This is a genomic window from Sphingomonas sp. IC081, assembly GCF_006874585.1.
Classification (GTDB): Bacteria; Pseudomonadota; Alphaproteobacteria; order Sphingomonadales; family Sphingomonadaceae; genus Novosphingobium.
The window spans coordinates 619,186-643,158 of the sequence record NZ_CP029762.1 but is presented as its reverse complement, the minus strand read 5'-3'; the positions used below and the strand labels follow the sequence as shown (position 1 = coordinate 643,158).

Annotated in this window: 19 protein-coding genes; 10 read left to right on the top strand and 9 right to left on the bottom strand. The window is 65.7% G+C overall.

Annotated features, from left to right (window positions below):
- Positions 1-12: 12 nt before the first annotated feature.
- Positions 13-3,087 carry a TonB-dependent receptor gene (locus tag DM450_RS21050; RefSeq protein WP_142638838.1) on the top strand — a complete coding sequence of 1,025 codons (3,075 nt, stop codon included), beginning with the start codon at positions 13-15 and terminating at the stop codon, positions 3,085-3,087.
- A gap of 68 nt (positions 3,088-3,155) precedes the next feature.
- Here the strand turns inward: DM450_RS21050 and DM450_RS21045 are convergent, their stop codons facing one another.
- The gene (locus tag DM450_RS21045; RefSeq protein WP_142638836.1) at positions 3,156-3,431 is read right to left on the bottom strand and encodes a hypothetical protein; all 276 of its coding nucleotides are present in this window, start codon (positions 3,429-3,431) and stop codon (positions 3,156-3,158) included.
- A gap of 202 nt (positions 3,432-3,633) precedes the next feature.
- Here DM450_RS21045 and DM450_RS21040 point away from each other — a divergent pair, with 202 nt between their 5' ends.
- The 7 genes from DM450_RS21040 (at position 3,634) to DM450_RS21010 (ending at position 13,400) form a co-directional block, all read left to right on the top strand.
- Complete coding sequence (locus DM450_RS21040) at positions 3,634-4,188, top strand: RNA polymerase sigma factor (protein WP_185928804.1); 555 nt, start codon at positions 3,634-3,636, stop codon at positions 4,186-4,188.
- On the top strand, positions 4,185-5,207 hold the full coding sequence (locus tag DM450_RS21035) for a FecR family protein (RefSeq protein ID WP_142638833.1): 1,023 nt from the start codon (positions 4,185-4,187) through the stop codon (positions 5,205-5,207). Before DM450_RS21040 ends, DM450_RS21035 begins: the two co-directional genes overlap by 4 nt.
- Positions 5,208-5,674: 467 nt before the next feature.
- Positions 5,675-7,174 carry a glycine betaine/L-proline transporter ProP gene (proP, locus tag DM450_RS21030; protein WP_142638831.1) on the top strand — a complete coding sequence of 500 codons (1,500 nt, stop codon included), beginning with the start codon at positions 5,675-5,677 and terminating at the stop codon, positions 7,172-7,174.
- A gap of 81 nt (positions 7,175-7,255) precedes the next feature.
- Entirely contained in the window at positions 7,256-7,819 is a 564-nt protein-coding gene (locus DM450_RS21025) for an RNA polymerase sigma factor (protein ID WP_185928803.1), read from the top strand.
- A complete protein-coding gene (locus DM450_RS21020) occupies positions 7,819-8,784 on the top strand; it encodes a FecR domain-containing protein (protein WP_142638827.1) in 966 nt (321 codons plus the stop codon). Before DM450_RS21025 ends, DM450_RS21020 begins: the two co-directional genes overlap by 1 nt.
- A gap of 126 nt (positions 8,785-8,910) precedes the next feature.
- Positions 8,911-12,126, top strand: coding sequence for a TonB-dependent receptor (locus tag DM450_RS21015; protein ID WP_142638825.1), 3,216 nt, complete (start codon positions 8,911-8,913; stop codon positions 12,124-12,126).
- An 11-nt stretch (positions 12,127-12,137) separates the two neighbouring features.
- Positions 12,138-13,400 carry a purple acid phosphatase family protein gene (locus tag DM450_RS21010; protein WP_142638823.1) on the top strand — a complete coding sequence of 421 codons (1,263 nt, stop codon included), beginning with the start codon at positions 12,138-12,140 and terminating at the stop codon, positions 13,398-13,400.
- Positions 13,401-13,497: 97 nt separating this feature from the next.
- Here the strand turns inward: DM450_RS21010 and DM450_RS21005 are convergent, their stop codons facing one another.
- Together DM450_RS21005 and DM450_RS21000 are read right to left on the bottom strand one after the other, a co-directional pair.
- A complete protein-coding gene (locus DM450_RS21005; protein ID WP_260610463.1) occupies positions 13,498-14,391 on the bottom strand; it encodes a glycoside hydrolase in 894 nt (297 codons plus the stop codon).
- A 74-nt stretch (positions 14,392-14,465) separates the two neighbouring features.
- Entirely contained in the window at positions 14,466-17,402 is a 2,937-nt protein-coding gene (locus DM450_RS21000; RefSeq protein WP_142638821.1) for a TonB-dependent receptor domain-containing protein, read from the bottom strand.
- 308 nt (positions 17,403-17,710) lie between these two features.
- On the opposite strand from DM450_RS21000, the gene DM450_RS20995 reads away from it, so the two are divergent.
- Positions 17,711-18,418: a hypothetical protein gene (locus DM450_RS20995; protein WP_221889491.1), complete on the top strand. Its 708-nt coding sequence runs from the start codon at positions 17,711-17,713 to the stop codon at positions 18,416-18,418.
- Here DM450_RS20995 and DM450_RS26360 read toward each other — a convergent pair.
- Complete coding sequence (locus DM450_RS26360; RefSeq protein WP_260610462.1) at positions 18,401-18,532, bottom strand: hypothetical protein; 132 nt, start codon at positions 18,530-18,532, stop codon at positions 18,401-18,403. The genes DM450_RS20995 and DM450_RS26360 overlap by 18 nt on opposite strands.
- 165 nt (positions 18,533-18,697) lie before the next feature.
- Between DM450_RS26360 and DM450_RS20990 the strand changes: the two genes are divergently transcribed.
- Entirely contained in the window at positions 18,698-19,129 is a 432-nt protein-coding gene (locus DM450_RS20990) for a hypothetical protein (protein ID WP_142638817.1), read from the top strand.
- On the opposite strand, the gene DM450_RS20985 is transcribed toward DM450_RS20990, so the two are convergent.
- The 5 genes from DM450_RS20985 to DM450_RS20965 form a co-directional block, all read right to left on the bottom strand.
- Positions 19,126-19,545: a TadE/TadG family type IV pilus assembly protein gene (locus tag DM450_RS20985; protein ID WP_185928802.1), complete on the bottom strand. Its 420-nt coding sequence runs from the start codon at positions 19,543-19,545 to the stop codon at positions 19,126-19,128. The two genes, DM450_RS20990 and DM450_RS20985, sit on opposite strands and share 4 nt — an antisense overlap.
- Positions 19,542-20,024 (bottom strand): TadE/TadG family type IV pilus assembly protein, encoded by a 483-nt coding sequence (locus DM450_RS20980; RefSeq protein WP_142638813.1) that lies wholly within the window; start codon positions 20,022-20,024, stop codon positions 19,542-19,544. Before DM450_RS20980 ends, DM450_RS20985 begins: the two co-directional genes overlap by 4 nt.
- A gap of 1 nt (position 20,025) precedes the next feature.
- On the bottom strand, positions 20,026-22,113 hold the full coding sequence (locus DM450_RS20975; RefSeq protein ID WP_142638810.1) for a pilus assembly protein TadG-related protein: 2,088 nt from the start codon (positions 22,111-22,113) through the stop codon (positions 20,026-20,028).
- Positions 22,114-22,327: 214 nt separating this feature from the next.
- Positions 22,328-22,720 (bottom strand): DUF6379 domain-containing protein, encoded by a 393-nt coding sequence (locus tag DM450_RS20970; RefSeq protein WP_142638808.1) that lies wholly within the window; start codon positions 22,718-22,720, stop codon positions 22,328-22,330.
- A complete protein-coding gene (locus DM450_RS20965) occupies positions 22,720-23,724 on the bottom strand; it encodes a sugar phosphate isomerase/epimerase family protein (RefSeq protein WP_142638806.1) in 1,005 nt (334 codons plus the stop codon). The genes DM450_RS20970 and DM450_RS20965 overlap by 1 nt, the downstream gene beginning before the upstream one ends.
- Between the last annotated feature and the right edge of the window lie 249 nt (positions 23,725-23,973).

The window sequence follows — 23,973 nt, the reverse complement described above, 5'->3', positions numbered from 1 at the left end:
ATAGGCGCGGTGATGCGCCATCTCGCTACCGTCCTCACCGCTTCGTTCGTGCTGGCGCCCCTTGTGTCTTCTCCCTCGCTTGCCCGGACGGCGACGACGCAGCGCGTCAGCGTGCGCGCGCAGCCGCTCAAGGCGGCGCTCCAGGACGTGGCGCGGCGCTACGGGATCGAACTGCTGTTTTCGAACGATGTCGTGGCAGGGCGCGATGCCCCGGCAATCTCGGGGGACTTCACCGCCGAGCAGGCCCTGCAGGCGCTGCTGGCCGGATCGGGGCTGGAACTGAAGGGATCGGTCGAGGCGGGTTTTGTCATCGCGCCGGCCGAGATCGCCGGGCCTCCGGCACCGCCTCCCGTCCCGGACATTCTGGTCGTCGGCAAGCGGACGCAGAATACCGACATCCAGCGCCGTTCGAACGATGTGCAGCCCTATCAGGTGCTGACGCGGGAACTGGTGCGCTCCAGTCACACCCGAACGCTGGAAGAACTGCTGGGCAAGTATTCCTCGCAGGACGCCCTGGGGCTTACGTTGGCGCAGCAGCCCCTATCGTCGGCCGGGGCGCCGCGTTCCAATTTCAACCTGCGCGGGCTCGGAGGCGAGGACACGCTGGTTCTGGTCGACGGACGGCCGATGCCGCGCGTGCCGGGGCAGGGTTTTGTTCTCGGCCAGCCGGACGTGAACGCGCTGTCGCCCGAGGCGATCGAGCGCGCCGAAGTCCTGACGTCCACGGCGGGCGGCATCTATGGTCCCGGCGCCATCGGCGGCGTGGTCAATCTGGTCCTGCGCCGCGACTATCGCGGGGCGGAGGTTGCCGCGACCAGCGGGCTGACGTCGCGCGGGGATGGCCTGTACCGGCGCGTCGATGCGCGGCTGGGCTTCACGCCCGACGATGGCGCCACCGATGTCCAGATAACCTACAGCGGCGCGCGGGGCGATGGACTGACGAACGGGGATCGCGGCTTCGCCGAGAACGAGCGCAAGCTGCGCCACGCGAGCGGCGTGCCCTATTCCTGGAGCGAGTTGCCGTTGTCGAACTCGGCCAATGTCGCCAGTCTCGATGGGCGCGCGCTGATCCTGAAAGAGGCTTACGGCGGCCAGTCCCTCGGCAGCAACATCACCTACCTGTCGCCGCAGGATGCCCGTTCGGCCGGCGGCGTCGGCGCCGCCTTGAACGCCCATGCCGGCCGTCTCGACCTGTCCCTGCCGGATGGCAGGAGCGGCCGGGAGAGCAGTCTGGTCGCCGGGCAGCGCTCCAGCATGGTGCTGTTCAACGTGCGGCACACATTCGCTCCCGGGCTTGAGGCTTACGTCGATCTTGTCCGGCTCGGCAATCGCGGGCGGATCGCGTACGCACAAGGCGGGATCTACCAGCAGTTGAGTGCGGGCGATCCCCGCAATCCTTTCGATCAGGACATAGAGGTCGTTCGCGCAGTGCCCGGTATCGGCACCAGCGGCGGTACGCGGACATTGACCACCCGCCTGAGTGCGGGCGCGATCGTCGAACTTCCCGAAGGCTGGCGATCCAACATCGATTATAGCGTGGGTTCGGTCCGCCAGCGGACGGCCTTCAGCGGCACGACATACGGATTGAACGCGCTTTATGCCTTGTACGGCATTCCGCTGGCCGGTTATCCCGCGATAGATCCCTTTGCGGATGCCGCGGATTTCGGGGCCGCCATGGGCGCTTACGCGGTCCCCGCAGGCTATGATTTCAGGCAGGTCAACCGGATGACCGATGGCGCCGCGCGGTTCGCCGGACCGCTGGCCGACTTCGGGGCGGGGCCGGTCACTGCGACGATCCTGCTGGAACAGCGCAAGGAAAAGGTCGCGCAGAGCCGCTATGACGAACTGATTTCGCCCTACGGCATCCCGAACGGCGACACGGTTCCGGGCTATTCCGAACGCATCCGCTCGGCCTATCTCGAACTGCGCGCGCCGATCCTGGGCAACATGAGCCGCGCAGGGCAAGGCCGGGGGCTGGAACTGCAACTGGCGGTACGGCGGGATGCCACGCAGGTCAGGCTGCAACCGGGTTATCTCCAGGACCGGACCGGCGCGGCCGATGCTTTCGACAAGGCCGGCCGGGCCGCGATGACCTATACTTTCGGTGCCAGGGGCATCGTGGTTCCCGGCGTCCTCCTGCGCGCCAGCATCGCCACCGGCGAACAGACCCCGCCGATCCATGAACTGACCGGTGCTTATGTCATCGGCGAGAACGGTCCGGATCCCAGGCGGGGCAACACGGTCATCCAGGCACCTTACGATCTGGTGATGTTCTCAGGCGGCAAGATCACGCCGGAAAGGGCACGGGCCCTGTCCGCGGGCGTGGTGTTCACGCCGTTCCGCCAGGACGGCCCCTCCTTCAGCATCGACTACACGCACTTGCGCCGCAGCCGTGAAGTGGACGGGCGCTTCATCGGCAATGCCGGCTATTTCCTGTACCACGAGGATGACTACCCCGGCCGGGTGACGCGTCTGCCGCTGACGGCCGAAGATGCGGCGCGCGGCTATACGGGCGGCGTCATCACCCGCATCGACACGTCGTTTCTCGATCTCGGCTGGACGATCATCGATGCCGTCGATGCGCGCGCGCGCTATCCTGTCCGCACGGCGGCGCTGGGTGCCTTCACCTTGCGCGCCAACGTGACCTGGCAGCCGCGATTTACCCGGTTGCTCACGGCGGGAAGTCCAACCGTAAACTATGTGGACTATGCCGATGGCGCGCTGGAGTGGCGCGGCAATGGGGGTATCGACTGGACGGACGGGCCGATGAGCTTGTCCTTCAACGGACAGTTCTATGGCCGCTATCGCCCCATTCCCTCGGACGCGGCGCCTTCCCTGAAAGCCTCAGTCCTGGCTGCCCAGGGGCGGGAATGGATCGCCGCGCAAGCGATTTTCGACCTTGCGCTGGCGTACCGGGTGGAACTGCAGGGCCATGCTTCGCGGCCGCGTTTCATGGATGTGCGCCTCGGCGTGCTCGACCTTTTCGACCACAAGCCTGCCACCGTCGTCACCGCCGAGGGAAGTTACAGCTATTACGCCAATCCGCTGCGCCGCCGGTTCGAACTGACCGTCGCCATGGGGATATAGTGCGTCGGCACATGGATGCCTGCGTCGAGGTCCGAGAGAGCGTTTGGAAATTCGCCATTCGCGCATTTTCAAGCGGTCTCCCGGCTTTCCTGTTCTGCCGAGCGGATGATCTGCGCAATACTGCTGCCGCAGCTATCCAGCAGCCTGAGCAGGCTGCGCACCTCTTCGATGTCCGGTTCCTGGCGATCGACCCAGCGCTTGCACGCGCCGGCGATGAACAAGAGGCTCGTCACCGGCCCGCGCAGGCGGGTTATCAGGTCCGCCGTGTCCTCGCATGGCAGGGGCGGGTCGAGAACGCAGGCTTGCCCGTGCGTCTCGCCAGTAGGTCCAGCCGGTTCAGGCACGTTCTGCTCTCCAGGGATGAAATCTCGACATCGACAAGAAGGGACGCAGACAAAACGCAAATCCGCACGGCAGGACGAAAATAATTGCGCCTGGCGATGTGGATCGCCGGTCCGGGTGCGTCCCTTGTTCCGCAAGCCCCTGAAATTCTATGGATGGACGTAATCGCGCATGTGCCGGGCAGGGCTGGATTTCGAGCTTGAGATGGCGCAAACGCGCGTCATGGCCGATGATGAGATTCCGTCTGACATCCCGTCCGGAAAGGAAGGTCTGACCCCGGCCCAGGTTCAGGAACTGCGGACCGGTCTCCAGCGCTTCTTTCGGTGGCGGGTGAAGGAGACGGAGGACATTCCCGACCTCGTGCAGGATGTCTTCGTGCGGGTCCTTGGGCGAGTGCAGCCGGGGGATATCGAAAACCTGCGCAGCTATGCGTTCCAGGTGGCGGCCAGTGTCCTGGTCGACCGTAACCGGCGGTGCGCCGTTCGCCATCATGACGCCCATGTCGAGTTCGATCCGACCCGGTCCGCCCCGACCGAGATCGGCCCCGAACGGATTGTTGCCGGGCGCGAGGAACTGCGGGCATTGATGGCGCTGGTCGCGCAGATGCCGGAACGAACGCGCACGGTCTTCGTGCTGCGCAGGCTGGAGCACATGTCCTACAAGGAGATCGCCAGGCAGCTCGACCTTTCGGTCAGCGCCGTCGAAAAGCACATGGTGCGGGCGGCCGAGCGGCTTGCCGGGTTTGGAGAGCGGCCATGACGGTCAGGATCACCAGGGCCGAACTGGCGCGGCTTTCGCCCGGTGAGGCGGCCGCGCTGTGGCAGGTGCAGCGCGACACCGGGAGTCCGGTCGAGGCGGGCCTGTTCGATGAATGGCTGGCTGCCGATGCGGCCAATGCGGCGGCATGGGAGCGGCTCGGTTCGGCCTGGTCGCTGTTCGAGGACGCCGACGATCCGCTGTTCGCCGAACTCCGGCGCGAGGCATTGGCCGCAGGCCCGCAGGACGGTGTGCGGAACGCGGGCGGGCTATGGAAACATGCACTTGCCGCCTGTCTGGTGCTGGGGCTGGTCGCGGGCGCGGTCCTGTTCTTCGGGCGGAGCGACTGGGCGCCGGCCGGACCGGACATGCTGGCCGGGGAAGAAAGCGGCCAGCGCTACACCGCGCCCGAAGCGAGCAGGACGTTCGCCCTGGCGGACGGTACGCAGATGACGCTAGCCAGGGGCAGCGCGGCGCGCGTGGCCTTTGCCGGGGGCGAACGGCGGGTGTTTCTCGATCGGGGGCAGGCGCGCTTTTCGGTGACGCACGATGCGCGGCACCGTTTCAAGGTCATGGCCGGGCGCTGGTCGGTTGTCGATTTCGGCACCCGGTTCGAGATCGGAATTGCCGGTGACGAACTGCGCGTGGCACTGTTCGAAGGTTCCGTGCAGGTCGCGGGCAATGGCAATCCGCCGACGATGCTGGTTCCCGGCAAACAGCTCGTCGCCCGGACCGGAATGCCGGACACCGTCTCGGATATCGGCACCGTCGGTGCTCCCGCCGCGCACGGCGGGCTGGCCGAGTTCGAGGATGTGGCGCTGTCGGAAGCGGTCAAGCGGTTCAATGCGCTCAATGTCGTCCAACTGGTGATCGTCGATCCGCGCGCGGGGGCCTTGCGCATCACCGGCCAGTTCCGGCTCGACGATCCCATGCGGTTTGCCCGCACGATCGCGCAATTTCTGCCCGTGCGGGTGTCTCGCGTGAAGGCGGACAGGATAGAGATCGGCTATCGGGGCCGGTAAGAGCCCGTTTGAAAAATGCCTTTAAGGGCATTTTTTAGGCGGCACCGGCCCGCTCCCCCACCCTACCACCCGCAGGATACTACCAATGGGTGGTAGGGTGGGGGAGCGGGCCGGTGCCGCAAAATTCGCGTTTCGCGAATTTCCAAACGGGCTCTAAGGCCGAGCTGAAAGCCCCGAACCCGGCATGCCACTTTCGCCGCCTCGAACATGCCGTGCAGGGCAGTGGGACGAAGTGGCATGCCGGAGCGCCCGCCGCTTCGCGATGAAGGGCGGGATCGTCCTGCCCCGGCTGCCGCACGGCTCGTCCATCAACGTCCCCATGCATGCGATTACCCGTCTAGAGGCGCCCGGACCCGCTAGATGCCGCTTCCCGGCGTCGCTTCAGATCCATGGTCGAACATCGGCCTCATCCGCCATGTGCCGGGTGCGTCCTTTCGCGCCCGCTTTCGGCGGGAACGGAGAAAAACATGTCCGACAGACCGGCGCACAGCGCCAAATTCGGCTGGTTCAAACGTAGCAGCGAATTGCACATCGCCGACATCACCGTCGTCGACCGATCCACTCTCAACCGTGCCGTCGGCGCCGCTGCGCTTGGCAATGCGATGGAGTGGTTCGATTTCGGCGTTTACGGCTACATTGCGATCACGCTGGGGCAGGTGTTTTTCCCTTCCGGCAGCCCGACTGCACAGTTGATCGCCACTCTGGCGACGTTCACGGCCGCCTTCCTTGTCCGCCCATTGGGGGGGCTGGTGTTCGGACCGCTGGGGGACCGTTACGGTCGCCACAAGATCCTGGCGCTGACGATGATCCTGATGGCGGCGGGCACGTTTGCCATCGGCCTTATTCCGCCCTACGCGCAGATCGGCATGGCGGCGCCCCTCCTGCTGCTGGCCGCACGCTTGCTGCAAGGCTTCTCGACCGGGGGCGAATACGGCGGCGCGGCGACGTTCATCGCCGAATATTCGACGGACCGCCGCCGGGGGCAGATGGGCAGCTGGCTGGAATTCGGCACGCTTGGCGGATACATCGCCGGCGCCGGTACGGTCACCGCTCTCCAGATGACGCTCACGCCCGCGGATATGCTGGCGTGGGGCTGGCGCATTCCGTTCCTGATCGCGGGGCCGCTTGGCCTGCTGGGCCTCTACATGCGGCTCAAGCTGGAGGAAACGCCGGCGTTCCAGGCCTATGCCGACGAAGTGGACAAGCGCGAGGCAGGGCGTCCGAAGCTGGGCGACCTGTTCCGCGTACACCGGACGCAGCTGCTCAAGTGCATGGGGCTGGTTCTCGTCTTCAACGTCACCGACTACATGCTGCTGACCTACATGCCCAACTATCTCAGCGTCACCATGGGCTATGCGCAGAGCAAGGGCTTGCTGCTGATCATCCTGGTGATGGCGGTGATGATGCCGCTCAACGTGGTGGGCGGCCTCTTCAGCGACCGGCTCGGGCGCCGTCCGATGATCATCGGCGCCTGCGCCGCGCTGATCGTCCTGTCGATCCCCTGCATGCTGCTGATCGGCACGGGCAACGACGGGCTGATCTTCCTGGGCCTGATGCTGCTGGGCCTGGCGCTGGTCTGCTTCACCAGTTCCATGCCGGCGACGCTGCCGGCGCTGTTCTATACGCCCGTGCGCTACAGCGCGCTGTCGATCGCGTTCAATGTCTCGGTCTCGCTGTTCGGCGGTACGACGCCGCTGATCACCGCCTGGCTGGTCGAGCGGACCGGCGATCCGCTGATGCCGGCCTATTACCTGATGGGCGCCGCGGCGATCGGTCTTGTCACCATGCTGACGGTGAAAGAGACCGCCGGGATGCCGCTGCGCGGATCGCCGCCGGCCGTGGAAACCAAGGCGGAAGCCGTGGCCCTCGTGCAGGGGGACGATCCGGTTACCGTCGACCGGGCGCTGCCGGGAGAGGGCGGCGCGGCGGTCCATGCGGGGGCAGTCCCGACGGCCAGCGCCGCGTAAGACCCGCCGCGTCGCGCGGTGCATACTCAAACTGTCATGCTCTTTGGCTAACGGCATCGCTTTGCGAACGGGGGGCTGCCGGTGCTGGTTTCGATCAAGGAGGTGTCAGGCGAGCACGAGCCCGCCGCCGACAGGCGTGATGGGGACGCCGAAGGGCGCGACTGGGATGCCATTCGCGCCGCGGTGCTGCGGTTCGTGCGCGGCCGGGGCGCGCGGCCCGACGTTGCCGAGGACATCGCGCAGGAGACCGTGACGCGGCTCATCGACATCCTGCGGGCGGAGCAGGTCGGCAGCATTTTTGCGCTGGCCTTCCGGATCGCGGACAATCTTCTGGTCGATGTCTATCGCCGCGACAGCCGGCTATCGGAAGAAGTGGACGATGATTGGCGGAGCGAGGAGCCCTCGCTCGAACGTGTGCTCGATTCCCGCCGTGCCATCGAGGTGTTCCATCGCTGCCTGCGGCGGATGCCCGCCTTGCGGCGAGAAGTGCTGGTGCGCCGCCGGGTCAATCAGGAAAGTTGCAGGGCCATCGGCGATGACTTGTCGATGAGCGCCAAGGCCGTTGAAAAGCATATTACCCGCGGGATGGTCGATCTGCGCAAGGCTCTGGAAAAAGCCGGGATCGACCTGGGGGGAGAGGCGTGATGGCGGGCGAGGGCAACGTGATCGAACTTCAGGCCGCACGGTGGGTCGACCGCATGAACAGTCCGGTGCTCGACGCTGCCGATGCCGCCGCGTTCGATCGGTGGATCCTGGCCGATCCGCGCCATTGCGACAGCTATGCCCGGCTGAGCGCCTTGTGGCACTCCGAGGGGCTGGCTCAGGGCATGACATGCGCGGCAGGCGAGGCCGAAATGGCTGTCGAAGAAGACGAAGCGCCATCGGCGCACTGGATTACGCCCGGCACCACGAGGATCGCCGCGTTTCTGGCGATGGCGGGCTGCGCGGCCCTGGCGGCGATGCTCATGCCGGCGATGCTGGTGCGCGAGACCAGCTTCTCCACGCCGCGCGGGGTGACCCGGGACGTGGCGCTGGCCGATGGATCGCGCGTTCGCCTCGATGGCGATACCCGGATCCATGTCCGCATCACGCCATGGTCCCGGCAGGTCGCGCTTGCGCGGGGAGAGGCCTTTTTCGACGTGGCGCATGAAGGCTGGCGCAGCTTCACGGTGGACATGGGCACGGCGCGGATTTCCGTGCTGGGCACCGCCTTCGACGTGGACCGGGTCGATGCGGCGACGCACGTGATCCAGGTCTATCGCGGCCTGGTCAGTGTCGAAGCCGGCGCCGGACGGGAATGGCGGTTGCCGGCGGGCACCGGACTGGAGCTGATCGGGCACCGCGTGCGCAGCCTGCGTGACGTCACCGGCGTGCGCCCGGCCTGGACCGATGGCTGGTACGAAGCCAACGACACGCCGATCTGGCAACTGATCCAGCACGTGAACCGCAATGCCTCGCATCCGATCGTGCTGGCCGATGCTGGACTTGGCGAATTGCAGGTGACCGGCCGCTTCCGCACCGAGCGGCCGGAAGAAGTGCTGGAAGCGATCGGCGCGCTGCACGATCTTCACTGGCAGCGCATGGCGGATCGCTATGTGGTGCGCCGGTGAGATACTGCCGTGTCATCGTTTTTTCATAGTAAAGCCATGAAAATGTAAGAAAATTATTTTGTCGGGTTTGTTCGTGCTGGTCCGTCTGCCGGTTGAACAGTTTGTACTGACAGGGGGTTTTCTTCGATGTTTCGTTTCACTGGGCGCTTTGCCGGGGTGTCTTCGCTTGCCTTGACCATGGGTGGTCTGGCGGCCAGTTTGGCCGTTGCACCGCAAGTGCAGGCCGCGGATGCCCATCTGTATGCTTTCGCGATTCCCTCGCAGGACCTGGCGCGGGCCCTGCAGGAATTTTCGCGGGTGACCGGAACGCCGGTGGCCGCCTCGCCCGATGCGCTGCGGGGGCGTCGCAGCCAGGCGATTGCGGGCACCATGTCGGCGCAAGCGGCACTGGCGCGCCTGATCGATGGCGCCCATGTCGCCGCCCAGCGCCGCGGCGGCACGATCATCGTCAAGCCGCTGCCGGTTGCCGTCACCCCTGCGGCGGTGGCATCGCCGGCCCGTCGTGCGGCGACGTTCGGGCCTGCCGGGGCCCAGCTTGCACCGGTGGAACCGGCCAGCGAGGACATCGTGGTGACCGGCTATATCGAGGCCGTCGAGCGGTCGCTGGAGACCAAACGGAACAACGATACGGTGTCCGACACGATCACCGCGGACGACATGGGCAAGCTGCCCGCCAACAACGTCTCCGAAGCGCTGGCGCGCATGCCCGGGGTCAATGCCGTGCGCGATGCCACTACCGGTGAGGGCGACCGCATCACCGTACGCGGGCTGTCGACCGAACTGAACAACTACTCCATCAACGGCGTGCGCCTTGGCGGCGCCGGTTCGCGGGACAACAACTTCTACCGCGGCGTGCGCCTCTCGGTGCTGCCGCCGGACGGGATCAAGCAGATCACCGTCTACAAGACGCTGACGCCGGACCGCGACGGCGATGCGCTGGGCGGATCGGTGGACATCTCCACCCCCACCGCCTTCGATCAGGATCCCCGGTATGTGCGTCTTTCCGCCGAAGGAGGCATGCTCGACAAGTACGATCACCGCAAGTACGGGCAGGTTTCGGGCGCCGTCGCCCGCCAGTTCAGCGACAATTTCGGCGTCTATGTTTCGGGCAACTGGAGCCACCGCAAGTCGCAGTTCGAGCAGAACGGGGTCGACGGCGACAACCAGCCGGACACCTGGTATTCGGACAGCGAGACGCTGGGCTGGGATCCCAACCGCTTCGTGATGCGCGGCATGGACCTGGGCTTCGGGGAAACCGACGTGCGGCGCTGGGGCTTCAACACCAGCATCGACTATCGCTCGGATCACCACGATTTCCACGTTCGCGGCCAGTACAACAAGTACCAGAAGAAGGAATTCCTCAACCGGCTGAACTTTCGCAACGATACCGGCAAGAATTCGACCCGGCTGGTGCAGGTCGATTCCGCCAATGCCGGGCTTGCCCAGCCGGACGACACCGTCGTCGGCTATGACGACAAGCTGGGCCGCATCTACGGTTATACCACCGCGCAGATCGTCGATCAGGATGGAGACGGCCTGATCACCGATGCCGACCGCAAGAGCAAGTCGTTCTACAGTCTCTACGGGGGATCGGGCACCTGGGACCCGCAAGGTTTCCGTCTGCGCCGGTTCTGGGAAGCCACCAACGAGAGCGGCAACCTTGCAACCGCAAACGTTGGCGGCGTTTCCCGGTTCGGCACGGTGACGCTCGACTACGATGTGTCCTATTCGCAGTCGCAGGACAATCTGGACGACGGCTATACGCTCGAATTCCGCAGCGACAAATACGGCTGGCTGAGCAACACCGGGGTGCTGTTCAGCAGTTCCGACGATGCCCGTTTCCCCAAGTGGCTGCTGAATGCCGCCGGCATGGAGGCGGTGCAGGATCCATCGCAATATGCTTTCAGCAGTCTTGAAGGCGAAGTGGGGGGCAGCCGCGAGAAGCTTTGGCAGGCCCAGCTCAACCTCGAATGGAAGCCCGACATTTCCTGGCTGGAATCGATCAAGGCGGGCGGCAAGTTCTACGATTCCCGCCGTCACACGTTTTCCGGATCGTTCCTCGAACTGGAAGCCGACGGCACCATGGCGGACTTTTCCGATTTCTACGGCAAGGAAGTCACCAGCCTGTTCGGCGGCGCCTATAGCGGCCTCTATCGGCTGGGTACGACGATCGACAATTCCAGCATGCTGGCCGAACTCCAGCGCGCGGAAAAGGGTGAAAGCTCTATCTTCGAAGGTTTCGCCGTTGATCCCGCCAATGCCGAGATTTCCGACGAGGACAGCTTCCGCTTCAACGAGCGCGTGATCGCCGGTTATGCCATGGCCACTGCACGCTTCGGCAAGGCGCAAGTGATCGCCGGCCTGCGCCTCGAAGCCACCCGCAACCGGATCGAGGCCTACAACCTCGACCAGGTGCAGGGCCGGCGCTACACCACCGACAGTTCCAGCTTCTCCAACCTGCTGCCTTCGGTCCACGTCAACTACGATCTGGACGGCAAGACCAAGCTGCGCGGCGCGGTCTGGACCAGCTTCGCGCGCCCGGACATCGCCCGCATGAGCTCGGCGCGTGAATATGGCTATGACACCGATCCCGATGGCGACGGCGAACAGAACCCGATCTCGCAATGGATCCTGACGTCGATTTCGCAGGGCAACCCGAACCTGAAGCCGATGCGCTCGCTGAACCTCGACATGTCGCTGGAGCACTATGCGGGCCGGACCGGAGCCTATTCGGTGGCGCTCTACTACAAGCACATCACCAATTTCCTGTTCCGTTCCTCGTCCAGCAACATCCGCAACGGAACCCTGGGCGAGAACGTCAATCCTGAAGGCGTGGCGATCTCCATGCCGAACAATGGCAAGTGGGCCGAAGTCTACGGCGTTGAATTCAGTGCCCAGCAATTGCTGCACTGGCTGCCGGGCGTGCTGAGTTCGCTGGGCGTCGGCGGCAACCTGACCCTGCAACGCTCGAAGGCGGTGACCGGCCTGTCGTGGCACCCGGAAGGCTATACGCTGCCGCTGATGGAGACACCCGATACCATCGCCAACCTCCAGCTGTTCTGGGAACGCAAGGGTTGGGAAGTCTACGGCGCATGGAACTACCAGTCGAAGTTCATGGGCGGCATCCAGGACTTCGGCAACAACCCTTATGAACAGGCCTATAGCTTCGTGGACCTGACCTTGCGCAAGACCTTCCTGAAGAAGTCCTCGGTGCAGCTTCAGGTCCAGAACCTCTTCGATGCGCATACCTATTGGGAAACCGTATCGTCCGGAACCGGGGCGAGCCGCGCCTACATCAAGAACGGGCGCACGATCTCGCTCGGCTTCAATCTGATCTTCTGAAGGTATCGACAATGACCGTTCGCATCCTTGCCGGTGCCCTGCTTCTGGGCGCCGCTGTTCCCGCCGCCCTGCACGCACAGGAGACGCCGGTTCCGCTCGCCGCGGCAACCATCGCGCCCGAGCGTATCGTGCTCAATCTCACCGCCCGGTCGGCCACCGAGATGGCGGTGACCTGGCGTTCCGCTCCGGGATCGGCCGGACTGGTGCAATATGCCCGGGCGACCAGCGGCCCCGACTATGTGAAGACGCCGAAAACACAGGCGGCAACGACCGATGACGCCACCCTGCCCGTGCGCGAGGATCCTGCCTTTCGCGCCGCCTATCATTCGGCGGTCCTGAAGGGGCTCGATCCCGACACCGTCTATGCCTACCGCGTGGGAGACGGCGCACACTGGTCCGAGTGGTTCCAGTTCCGCACCGCGAAGAAAGAGGCGGCGCCGTTCCGCTTCATCTACATGGGGGACATGCAGAACAACATTCTGTCCGAAGCCTCGCGCACCTTGCGCATGGCGTTCCGGCAGGCGGGCGATGCGGCTTTCGTGATCCACGCCGGCGATCTGGTCAACCGGCACGACAGCGATGCCGAATGGGGCGAATGGTTCGCGTCGGGCGGGTTCCTCTATGCCCAGACGCCGCAGATGCCGACGCCGGGAAACCATGAATATGTGAAGGATGAAACCGCGCGGGCCGGCTCCTCGATCACCGGGCAGTGGCGCCGCCAGTTCACGCTGCCGGACGATGGCCCGGCGGACGTGCCGGCCGGGCGGGAAACCAACTGGTACACCGATTACCAGGGGCTGCGCCTGATCTCGATCGATTCCATGCAGGTGGACCGCGACGAGAGCGCCCGCAAGGCGATCGTGACCTGGCTCGAGGGCCTGCTGGCCGACAATCCGAACCGCTGGACGGTCATGTTCCTGCACTTCCCGCTGTTTTCCAGCGATCCCGACCGGGACAATCCCAAGGTGCGGGCGGCGCTGAAACCGCTGATCGACAAGTACCATGTCGACCTTGTCCTGCAGGGGCATGACCATGGATATGCCCGCGGAGCGATCGGCATCGACGGTCCCGTGGCCGATGGGCAAGGGGCGACTTACGCCGTCTCGGTGGCGGGGCCCAAGATGTACGATGTCGGCGCGCTGCCCTGGGCGCGCAAGTCGGCCTCGCGCACCCAGGCGTTTCAGGTAATCGACGTCAGCCCGGACGCGCTGACCTACCATGCCTATACCGCGACAGGTGAGGATCTGGATTCCGTGACGCTTCGTAAACGCTAGAGCGTTTTCCCGGCAGGCACCGGACGGCTCCATGCCGCCCCGTGCCTGCCGCCAGACGATGGACCGCGAGGAGCGTTGCCGGGCGGACGAACCGGCGTCAGCAGGCGCTTGCCTTGCGCGGTCTGGGCGGCGTCAGGCGGGCAGGGTGGTTGTAGAACGCGTCCGCGGCGATGTGGTGGCCGGGCGCGTAGACTTCGGCGAGAACCGCATGGAGCATCGGGTCGTAGGCGCGCAGGTCGCGGTCGGACAGCAGCACTGTACCGTCATGACGGAAGGCCATGTTGGAATTGAACCAGAACTGGGTACCTTCCGCCCAGTATTCCTGGATCGTCACCGAGGCATAGTCCCCTTTCCACAGGCCCTGGTCGAGGGCGTGGCGGTAGGCCTGCTCGACGCGGCCGTAGAGCGCCGGGTCGATGCGCTCCACCGCCGAGAGGATGTTGTGCGAGAATTCGTGGACGAGGATGTTCTCGCCGTAATAGCGCGTGCCCGGCACCGCGAGCAGGTTCTCGGCGGCGCCGGTGGTGTAGAGGCCGCCCATGCCGCGCGCGCGGGCGTTCCAGTACTGGGCATCGGTCATCGCCGCGATCCCGGTGGCGTAGTTGGCCCGTTCGCACGGTGTCAGGCGCGGATCGTCGGCGGCGGGTTTTTTCCAGTCGCGCTGTTCGGGCAGGTCCATGGTGCCCTCGTCGATCGCCATGACGCCGACGCGCGCGCCGCTGCGTACCAGTTCCGCCCGGATGTCGGGGCGCCTGGCGGTTTCGGCCAGCACGATGTCCCGCGCTACCCTCAGGGCCTCGTCGGGAACCTTCGCGGACGAGACGACCGGGATCCCGGCGGCATCGAGATACTTGGCGTAGAAGGGATCGAGGCCGAGCGAGGCCGGCGGCGGGGCGACTGCGGCGCCCGCCCCGGTGGTGCCCGGCGAGGCGGCGGCCAGCGCCGACCAAAGCGAAAGGGCCAGCAGGCCGCGCGGGAATGGGTGGGGCATAGCTCTTGTCTGGAAGGAAGGAAAAAGGGGGCGCTCCGGGAGCGTGTGTGCTCCCGGAGCGGAACCGGCCTCTCTTAGCGGTGGAACCGCAGCGAGAGGAAGAACGTCCGGCCGATGACGTCGTAGACGCCCGACTGGTAGCTCAGTTCGAAGTTGGCGCCGCCCGCTTCGGCGCCGGGGATCCGCGGCGGCTTGCGGTCGAAGGCATTGTTGAGGCCGCCCGAGAGTTCGATGAAGTCCGTCAGCGGAACCGATGCCGAGAAGTCGTTGTAGAAGACGTCCGGCGTCCAGACCTTGTTGTACTGTGCAGAGGTGATCGAAGTGCTGCTCTTCATCGGCGAGAAGTGGCGTAGCGTCCAGGTGAAGTTGAAGCCTTCACGGTTGTAGCTGGTACGCACCACGCCCTTCCACTTGGGCGAACCGAAGATCCCGGCATATTCGGTGATCGAGTTGGGATCGGCGGGGTCGAGCGTGTAGCGGCGGTTGAGCAGGCGCGTGTAGTTGGCGTCCAGCGACAGCGTGCCGGCATTGGCGCCGAGCCCGATCCGCTCCAGCGGCAGCGAATAGGCCAGGCCGAAGTCGATGCCGCGCGTCAGGTACTGCGCGAGGTTGAGCTTCTGGGTCTTGACCGATTCCAGGTTGCCGTTGGCATCGCGCTGGATCAGCGGGCAGAAGATGTTGTCGAGCGTGGGCTGGTCCACGCACTTCTCGATCAGGGTCTGCGCGCCGAAGGCGTCGATCGCGTTGCGCAGGTCGATGTTGTAGTAGTCGACCGTGAACGACAGGCCGGGCACGAAGCGCGGCTGCAGCACGGCGCCGATCGTCAGCGTCTTGGCGGTCTCGGGCTTGAGGTCGAGATTGCCGCTGGCGATGATGTCGCGGTAGAGCCAGTAGCTGGCGGTGTCGGCCGGGTTGATCGCCGCGCAGTTGGCCGCGGTGTACTGGGTCCGGGTGGAGCGGTTCGCCAGATTGTAGGTGTTGCACGGGTCGGTGATCCACAGCCCCGAGACGCTGTTGGCGGTGTAGAGTTCGCCGATGTTGGGGGCGCGTACCGCCTGGCCGTAGGTCGCGCGGAAGCGGATGTCGCGGATCGGTGCCCATTCGCCGCCGACCTTCCAGGTCGTGGTGGAACCCGCGGTGCTGTAGTCCGAGAGGCGCAGTGCGCCGTCGAGGGACAGCGTCTCGAAGAACGGCACCGCCTTCAGGATCGGCACGTGGAGTTCGCCGTAGACTTCCTTGACCGAATACTTGCCGACCAGCGTGCTGGCGGTGGTGCCGATCGTGGGATCGTAGAGCGGGCTGTCCGGGTTGTACTCGGGTATCGCGCCGATGTCGTTGCGTTCCTTGCGGTATTCGCCGCCGAGCACGACCTGCACCGCGCCGCCCGGCAGGTCGAACAGGCCGCCGGTGACATAACCCGAAAGCACCTGCTGGGTCAGCGTCGATTTCGACCAGTGCGAGGTGTAGGTGATGTAGTCGATCATCTCCGGGGTCAGGGTGACCAGCGGGTTGATCGGCACGCAGCCGTTGCCGGGATCGGTGAGGGTGCTGCGGCAGATGGCGTTGCCGTTGGCGTCGGTGGTGCTGTCGAGGCCGTTGTACCAGCGGTCGTAGGCGGTGGAGTTGACGTCGCGGACCTTCTGGGTGGTCTTGCCGTAGGAGTAGTAGGTCGAATAGGTCCAGGGCTTCGAGAACAGGGTGAAGTCACCCTCGGCGCCGGCCACGGCCTGGAACAGGGTGCGGTCGTATTCGGTGGTGGGGGCGGGCAGTTCCATGAAGCGCCGCGCGAACTGGACGCCGCCGGCGGGTACGGTGCCGCCGCTGGCCGCCTTGATCGCATCGGTGATGTAGGGGCTGTCGGCGGGGACCACATCGGTGCCGAACGCCGTCATCTGCAGGTAGCCGGCCTCGGACTTGTTGTGCGCGAAGGTGGCGTTGGCAAAGAGCTTGAGCGCGTCGCTGGCCTCGAAGCTGACCGAGGCGCGGGTGTTGATGCGCTGCGAGGGGACCGAGAGATACCAGCCGTCGTAGCGCCCGTTGTACTCGCCGCCGTCGGTCAGCAGGGTGCCGAGCGGATCGGTGGCGGTGTCGAGGTTGACCGGGACGGCATTGACGAAGCCGCCGGGGCCGAGGATCGGATCGCGCAGCGCGCCGGTCGTGCGGTCGATCGCATAGAGCTTGCCGCCCAGCACGACCTGGGCCGAATCCGAGGTGTTGATGTTGCGGACGTGGTCCTGCACGACATAGGGATTGTCGCGGCTGGAGCGCGAGTAGATCGGATAGCCATCCGCCGTCCACGGGCGGTCGGAACCGCTGACGGTGCCGGGGGTGTTTTCGTAGAAACCGTAGAGCGTGACGTTGCCGCGATGGTCGGCGAAGTTGGCGCCGGCCAGCATGTCGAACCCGTAAGTGTCCATGTCGCCGCGGGTCGAGGCGCTGTAGCGGGTATTGGCCTCGATCCCCGAGAAGTCCTTCTTGAGGATGAAGTTGGCGACGCCCGCGACGGCGTCGGCGCCGTAGAGCGCCGAGGCACCGCCGGTGATCACTTCCACGCGCTGGACAAGGCTGGAGGGAATGTTGCTGAGGTCGACCGCGGACGTGCCGGGGATCGCCGCGACCTGACGGCGGCCGTCTACCAGCACGAGCGTGCGCTGCGTGCCCATGCCGCGAAGGTCCAGGGCGTTGATGCCGGCGTTGCCGGCCAGGTTGCTGGTCTGGTTGGTCTGGGTGACCGCCAGCGCGGGCAACTGGTTGACGACATCGACGATGTTCTGGGTGCCGGCGGCCTTGATCTGGTCGGCATCGACGACGGCGATCGGCGAGGGACTGTCGGCGGCGGCGCGGCGGATGCGCGAACCGGTGATGACGATGTCGTTCGCCTGCGCGGTGCCGTCGCCGCTCGCAGAGGCGTCATCGGGCAGGTCCTGCGCAAGCGCGGTGGTAGACAGGCTGAGGCAGCTCAGCAGCAAGGCGCTGCGAAACACTGCCCGGGACGTTCCCCTGGACTTCATAACAATCTGCTCCCTGTTTGACCGCCGACGTCCGAGTCTACGGTAAATCGTATACCATATTACGGATATATGAATGTCAAGTAGCAGTGGCGTTTCAATCGTTTGGGCAAAGCGCACTCGGAATGCATCGGCGCTGTCAGGTACGGAAAAGGCGCGGAAGCGGGTCTGATCGGTGCTGAATGTGCCTTGAGCCCGGGGCGTCAGGGTACCGCGCGCGGACGACCGAAACGGGATTTCGCGGCGTCGGATTGTGCCCTTTGTCCACGCCGCCTAGAGTGCCGGGGTTTGGGACATGGGAGACGGCGCCAATGGCATGGTTGCACAGGGGGCGCGTGCTTGCTTGCGCAGTGGGGCTGTGGACGGCGTGCACGCCGGTGCTGGCCCAGACGCAGGACCAGGACCAGGACCAGGACCAGGACCAGCCCTCTGTCGCGGGCGACTATTCCCATTCGGAGATGGAGCTTGTTGCCGGGATCCGCCTGCAGGCGGACGGCAGGTTTCTCTACGGCCTCACCGTCGGCGCGCTGGACGAGACGGCGCAGGGGCGCTGGCGATGGGTCGGCAACCGGATCGAATTCGAAAGCGACCCGCGTCCGGTGGCGCCCACGATCACCGCAGGAAAAGTGGAAAGCGCGCCGGGAGAGCCGTTTTCCCTGCGCCTGCTGACGCCTGACGGCCACGACATGCCGGGGGTCGATCTGCGGATTGACTATGACAAGGGCGATCCGCTGGTTTCCTACATGGCGGGCGGGCCCTGGGTCGTGCCGGGCGATGAAGCGCACATCGCCCGTTCCGTGACTTTCAGCATGGCGCCCGTCCGTCTGCAGTCGCCGCCGCTTCCGCTCGATCCCAAGGACGGGACGGTGGCGATCTTCCTGCTGATACCAAACGATTTCGGCGTCGTTGACATGACCGGCAGCTATGCCGAAGTAGCGGGCGACGTGCTCACCTTGCATCGCGCCGAAGGGGAAATGCAGTTCCGGCGCGTGCGCGGCGGCTCAGAAATGGGCGAATAGCTGTCCCAGCGCCAGCAGGGCGCCGGTGGCGGCGACGGTGCTGCCGGCGGCCAGCTGCACCAGGTTGACGTTGCGCTGCAAAGGCAGGGCGAGGGCGTTTTCGATCGTGCTCATGGCATTGATCTAGCAGGCTTGACGTGCCGGTGATTGCGGGCAAATCCGCTCACACTCATGGCCATTTCCGCTTGACGATGTCTGGCGATTGTATCCGCTGTGGCAACAATTTGTCGTCCGCAGCGGGACTAACCGCGTCTGGCGCCGCGCGGTACGGCGGTGTCCATGACGCAAGACAAAAAACACGCGGGGATGAAAGTGGTCGCGGCCAGGAACGAGGCGCCCGAGGTGGCCGTTGCCGCTTCGCCGCTGGCCCTGTTCGATGAACAGGAGCGCAGCGTACTGGCATTGGCCGCGCGTGATCCGCTGGCTTCGATCGCCTTCGACAAGCGCCGGCGGCGTGGATGGCGGGCGCTGGTGTTCGGGGCGCCATTCAACTTCTGCCTGGCGAACGACCGGCTGGAAGTGCTGCGGGTGACGGCGATCCTGCTGCGCGAAGGCCGCATCGCCGCCGAGCCGTTCCAGCGGTTCCGCATGGCGGGTTTCTCGCGCGGCCAGTTCGATGCGCTGGCGGTGCTGTTTGCGGGAATTTCGGCGAACGTCCCGAGTTCATCCGCGTTCGCGTTCGATGTCGCGCACTACCGCGAGGCCGCTTAATCTTCGCTTGGAAGGACCGGGAAGCAGGCCTCGGCGGAAAGCGTGGTGGGCGCGCCGGGGACGAAACCGGTCAGCGCGGAACTGTAGGGGATCGTGATGGCGACCCGGTTGGCGCCGGTCAGCCCCTTGCAGGCGGTGTTCTCGGCGATCGTCACGTTGCTGGAGGCGACCCTCAGCCCCTCGTTCGCGGCGCAGTTGGCGGCATAGGCAAGCCGGGTCTGGCTGGTGGCGCAATCGGACGAGACGCTCATGCAGCGCACGGTCGCGTAGGCGACGTCCTTGAGCACATGCTGGCTCCACAGGAACCGCCCGGTCTCGATCAGGCCGATCAGCATGAAGATCAGCACCGGGCCGACGATCGCGAACTCGATCAGGGTGGCGCCGCGGGTGTCGCGCCGGAGGCGGCGGGCGATCATTGCAGGCGCACCGTCGTCTGCCGCACGATGTCGCTGGTCAGCGAGCGCGGCACCATGAACGGGGTGTATCCCGCGCGGGCGCGGATCGTCAGGTAATAGCCGGCGGTGGTGGTCATGCCCGAGCATGCGGAGGCGCAGGCCTGGGCGTGATAGGTGCCGTCCGCCTGCAGGCAGGCACATTCGCGCGCGGTGTTGCTGCAGGCATTGGCCTGCCCGTTGCAGCTGAGGCCGACGTCCAGCGCGGGGGTCTCGGACAAGGCGCGCATGGTGGCGGGAAGCTCGGCGTAGGGCACGCTGAGACGCGCGTTGAAGGCGCTGATCGCGGTGGCCGAGAGCGCCTCGTCCACCTTGGAGCGCTGGATGTAGTAGAGCGCGAAGTCGAGCCCGATGGAAATCACCAGGAACAGCAGCGTGCTCCACAGCGCGAATTCGACCGCGACGACGCCGCGCTCGTCGGCCAGCAGGGCGCCTCTGGCCATGCTACTTCACCAGCCGGATCTGCGGAGCGGTGGTGTCGCTGCCGCTGGCGCCGTCAATGTTCGACTTGCAGGCCGACCCGGTGGTGGTGCCGCCCGAGGCGTTGATCTTGTTGGCGATCAGCATGAAGCAGGTGCCGGAATTGCCGGAATCCCCGGTCGAGTTGCCGCCGCTCATCGTCACGGTGGCATTGGGCACGTGGACCACGCCGCCAAAGACATTGCTCGAGCCGCCGCCCCAGTTGATCGCGCTGGAGGTATTGGTGTGCACCAGCAGGCCGCCGATGGCACCGCCGGACACGGAACTGGCAGGGGCGGAAAGTTTGGTCTTGGCGCCGCCGGAAAGGTTGAGCGCGCCCGACAGCACGAAGGACACGTCATAGCCCACCATGTCGTAGCCCGAACCGTTGGCGCCGTAGGTCAGGCCGGTGCGCGGCGAGGTATAGGGCCAGGTGGTGCCGCCGGTGCCGTTGGTGAAGCTGCCCGCCACGGTATAGCGCCCGGCGCCGAAATAGGCGGAGCCGGCAATGGTCATGTTGCCGGCGATGGTGTGGTTGGGGGTCTGGCCGAAGACGATGCGGCTGCCGCCTTCGGTCGCGACATTGCCGATCGCCGAGAACGGCCCGTCGCCCATCAGCAGCTTGGCCGATCCCGACAGGGTGATCGCATTGCCGGAACTGCCCGCACCGATGACGATATTGCCATTGCCGATGACGAGTTCGCTGCCGCCGCCGACACTGACGCCGGACAGCACCGAGAAGTCGCCGTTGCCCAGCGCCGAACTGCCGCCGCCCGAGAGGGTCAGTGAACGGAAGGCATGGTTGCCCGCGCCCATGTCGAGATAGATGCCGCCGCCCAGCGATACCGGCGCGTTGATGGTGACATCGCCGCTTCCCTTCCTGTTGGTGCCGCTGAACGTCACGGTGCCGCTGCCGATCCACAAGGTGCCGTTGCCGATCGTGACCCCGTTCGAGCCGCTGTTGAAGCCGCCGTTCACCCAGATGTTGCTGTCGCCGAAGTTCACCGTGGAGCCGCCGCCGATGTTCACCCCATTGGCGATGGTGATGTTCGAGCCGGAGGCGAAGGTCACCTTGATGCCGCCGCCGACGATGAAGGCACCGATCGTGTAGTTGCCCTTGGGGATCACGTATTCGCCGGTATAGGGCCCGGTGCGGTAGGCGGTGACGGCCGCGCTCGGGCTCCACGACAGGTTCCATTCGCTGCCCGCGGGCGTGACCGGGTCGGACAGCGCGGGCAAGGGCGCATGATTGCCGATCTGGGCGATGGCGCCCTGCAGTTCGCTGCTGTTCGCCCAGGGGTCCGACAGCGCCGTGGCGACGTTGTGGCGGTCCTTGGCAGGCGGCAGGTTGGTGTTCCATGCCGGCACGTTGAGGCCGTTGGCGTAACGCAGCGAATTGGCGGTCAGGGTGCCATAGTCGAGCGAGATGCTGCCGCTGCCCGAGATGATGTCGCTGGCCTTGATCAGCGTGCCCTTGTTGGACACGTCCCCGGCCGCGGCGACCGAGCAATCCGAGGCGACGATCGAGGCCCCGCCCTGGACTTGCAGGGCGTCCGCGCCGTTGCTCAGCGCCAGGAAACAGGGCGCCGCATAAGGCGCCTCGCTGCTGACGATCGCGGCGGCATCGGCGGCGACCGAATAGTTGCCGGAAAAGCCCAGCACGGCAGCCAGCGTGAACGGCACCGCACGGGTGACGGTGACGCGTACCGAGGTGTCGCCGGCATTGGGAAAGTCGGTTAGCAGTTCGGTCCGGATGGTGGCGTCCGACAGGCCGTTGGCCACCGAGATCGAGCGGGCGGCGGCATCGATGTCGGCGCTTTCGCTGGCGCGGTATTCGAGCGCGGCGCCGAGCGCGGCCATGTCCGCCACGCGCTGGTTGAACAGGCGCTGGTTGTAGCCGCGGTTGAAATCGTAGCCGAGACCGACCGCCCCGATCACCAGCGGCAGCGACAGCGCCACCAGGGTGGAGACACCGCCAAGGGTCTCCCGCTGCAGTCGCCTGCCGCCCCAGAGCAGCGCGGCGAGCGCCTCGCGGCACCTCGCCGTGAGGAGGGGCGGAAGGGGGAGGGGCATCCCGAAAAGTTAGCTGACGAGCACAGGCATTGCGGGCGCTGGCGCTACAGTGTTTCCCCTATTGCAACAAGGAGTCCTTGTATTTCAAAGTATTGATTATACTGCAATGACCGTGCGCCCGCATGCAACCAGGGCGCGGTGATATGGCGGGGCGGGGCCTGTGCGCGCTGGTCGCGCCCCACCCCGCCCCGCCCCGCCTCGCCGCGCCTCAAGCCTACCGGCTCACCGAGACTGTCTTGGTATCGGTGTTGACCGCCGGAAACGGCAAGTAGGAAACCCGCAGTTGCTGCAGCATGCCCAGCTCGTGCTCGCCCTGAGGGAAGCCGCCGGGATGCGCCACCAGGATCGTGGCGGCAGCTCCGAAAGGCCAGCGGCGCTCGTAGGCGGTTTCCATCTCGTCGAGCGACAGGGCGCCTTCGCCCTCGTCGAAGCGCACCGCGTCGCGGGGCAGGGTCTCGCCATCGATGGACACGTCCAGTTTCTCGATCATCGAGAGGCCGAGGCCGCGATAATAGCCGAGTTTGGCCTCGAACGCGAAACCGGTGGGGGCCCCCTCGGGGCCGGTGTTGCGCAGCGAGGCGGCGTCGATCAGGTACTTGTCGAACATCAGGCGATCTCCCGCTGGCCCTCGGCCCTGGCAATGAGGTTTTCGAATAGGACGTGCTGGCGGCGCACCTGCTCGCGGCTGTCGACCGGCATGACGTCCTGCACCCAGCGATTGCCTTCGTATTCGCTGGAAAGCGTGCCTTCCCAGCCGCACTTCACCAGTTCGGGGATCACTTCGTCATAGGCGATGGTGGGGTCGGTACAGTCTTCCGTCATGCCGTAGAACTTGGCCTGGATGTGGCGGAAGTAGGGGGCGTAGTCCTTGATCCGCCGGGGGTTGGCGAAAGGCGCGTGGCGCAGGGTTTCGGCCATGGCGATCTCGGCCTTGTTGCCGCCCATCTTCACCGCGACTTCGTAGATCGTGTATTCGCACATGATCTTCGCCTCGTGCTGGTCGACGATGAACTGCGCCACTTCCGGCCGTGCCCCCTGTCGCTCGAAGCGGGCGCGGAATTCGGGCGGGTAGTGCTTCATGAAGATGCCCATGTCGGGCAGGATGCCGAGATGCTGCGTGCCCAGCCGGTCGGCGACCTCGATCGTGCGCAGGATCCAGGCATGTTCGAGATGCCAGGGGGCATGGACTTCCACGCCCATGTGGACGTCGAGCTGCTCGGCATAGGGCACGCACTTCTCGAGGATGTCGGGCCGCACGAAGACCAGCACGCGCATGTTGCGGATGCCGAGGCGGTTGCACAGCACCAGATCGCGGCGGATGCTCTCGACCTGCTCCTCGTCCGACATCGTCTCGCCCTTGCGCAGCTTGGTGTCGAGGAACATGTCGTAGCAGGTGAAGTGGGCGCCGTGGCGGGCCAGCATGTCCTGCCAGCGGGCCACTTCGCCGTCGTCGATGTTCGGAAAGCGCGGCATGTTCTGTTCGGGCAGGATCTCGATGCCCTTCGCGCCGATGGAGGCGGCGAAGGCGACGCAGTCCTCCACGCTCATCTGGCCCAGGAACATCTCTTCCTGAAAGCTGTAGAGGCTGACGCCCCGCTGGATCTTGGACATGGAAACGGCTTCTCCCGGGCGGGCCGTGACGGCGCACCATTATTAGAATTACAATTCTGTTTTATGATCCGGTCGGGGCTGTTGTCAACGCCTTGATGGAGCGCATCGAAAAGGGAATCACAAACTGGATGGCAGCGGGAGCGGGAACCCCTGACGCGGACGGCGGGGACTGGGAGGCGGGGACTGGCCGCGATGGCGCTGTTCCGTTCCCCGCCCGCGTCACCAGCGCAGAAAGAGGCTTTGTCCGAC

Bases quoted from the DNA above. Each gene is read 5' to 3' on its own strand.
- DM450_RS21050 (WP_142638838.1), top strand. From the start codon at position 13: ATGCGCCATCTCGCTACCGTCCTCACCGCTTCGTTCGTGCTGGCGCCC.
- DM450_RS21040 (WP_185928804.1), top strand. From the start codon at position 3,634: ATGGCGCAAACGCGCGTCATGGCCGATGATGAGATTCCGTCTGACATC.
- DM450_RS21035 (WP_142638833.1), top strand. From the start codon at position 4,185: ATGACGGTCAGGATCACCAGGGCCGAACTGGCGCGGCTTTCGCCCGGT.
- proP (WP_142638831.1), top strand. From the start codon at position 5,675: ATGTCCGACAGACCGGCGCACAGCGCCAAATTCGGCTGGTTCAAACGT.
- DM450_RS21020 (WP_142638827.1), top strand. From the start codon at position 7,819: ATGGCGGGCGAGGGCAACGTGATCGAACTTCAGGCCGCACGGTGGGTC.
- DM450_RS21015 (WP_142638825.1), top strand. From the start codon at position 8,911: ATGTTTCGTTTCACTGGGCGCTTTGCCGGGGTGTCTTCGCTTGCCTTG.
- DM450_RS21010 (WP_142638823.1), top strand. From the start codon at position 12,138: ATGACCGTTCGCATCCTTGCCGGTGCCCTGCTTCTGGGCGCCGCTGTT.
- DM450_RS21005 (WP_260610463.1), bottom strand. From the start codon at position 14,391: ATGCCCCACCCATTCCCGCGCGGCCTGCTGGCCCTTTCGCTTTGGTCG.
- DM450_RS21000 (WP_142638821.1), bottom strand. From the start codon at position 17,402: ATGAAGTCCAGGGGAACGTCCCGGGCAGTGTTTCGCAGCGCCTTGCTG.
- DM450_RS20995 (WP_221889491.1), top strand. From the start codon at position 17,711: ATGGCATGGTTGCACAGGGGGCGCGTGCTTGCTTGCGCAGTGGGGCTG.
- DM450_RS26360 (WP_260610462.1), bottom strand. From the start codon at position 18,532: ATGAGCACGATCGAAAACGCCCTCGCCCTGCCTTTGCAGCGCAACGTC.
- DM450_RS20990 (WP_142638817.1), top strand. From the start codon at position 18,698: ATGACGCAAGACAAAAAACACGCGGGGATGAAAGTGGTCGCGGCCAGG.
- DM450_RS20985 (WP_185928802.1), bottom strand. From the start codon at position 19,545: ATGATCGCCCGCCGCCTCCGGCGCGACACCCGCGGCGCCACCCTGATC.
- DM450_RS20980 (WP_142638813.1), bottom strand. From the start codon at position 20,024: ATGGCCAGAGGCGCCCTGCTGGCCGACGAGCGCGGCGTCGTCGCGGTC.
- DM450_RS20975 (WP_142638810.1), bottom strand. From the start codon at position 22,113: ATGCCCCTCCCCCTTCCGCCCCTCCTCACGGCGAGGTGCCGCGAGGCG.
- DM450_RS20970 (WP_142638808.1), bottom strand. From the start codon at position 22,720: ATGTTCGACAAGTACCTGATCGACGCCGCCTCGCTGCGCAACACCGGC.
- DM450_RS20965 (WP_142638806.1), bottom strand. From the start codon at position 23,724: ATGTCCAAGATCCAGCGGGGCGTCAGCCTCTACAGCTTTCAGGAAGAG.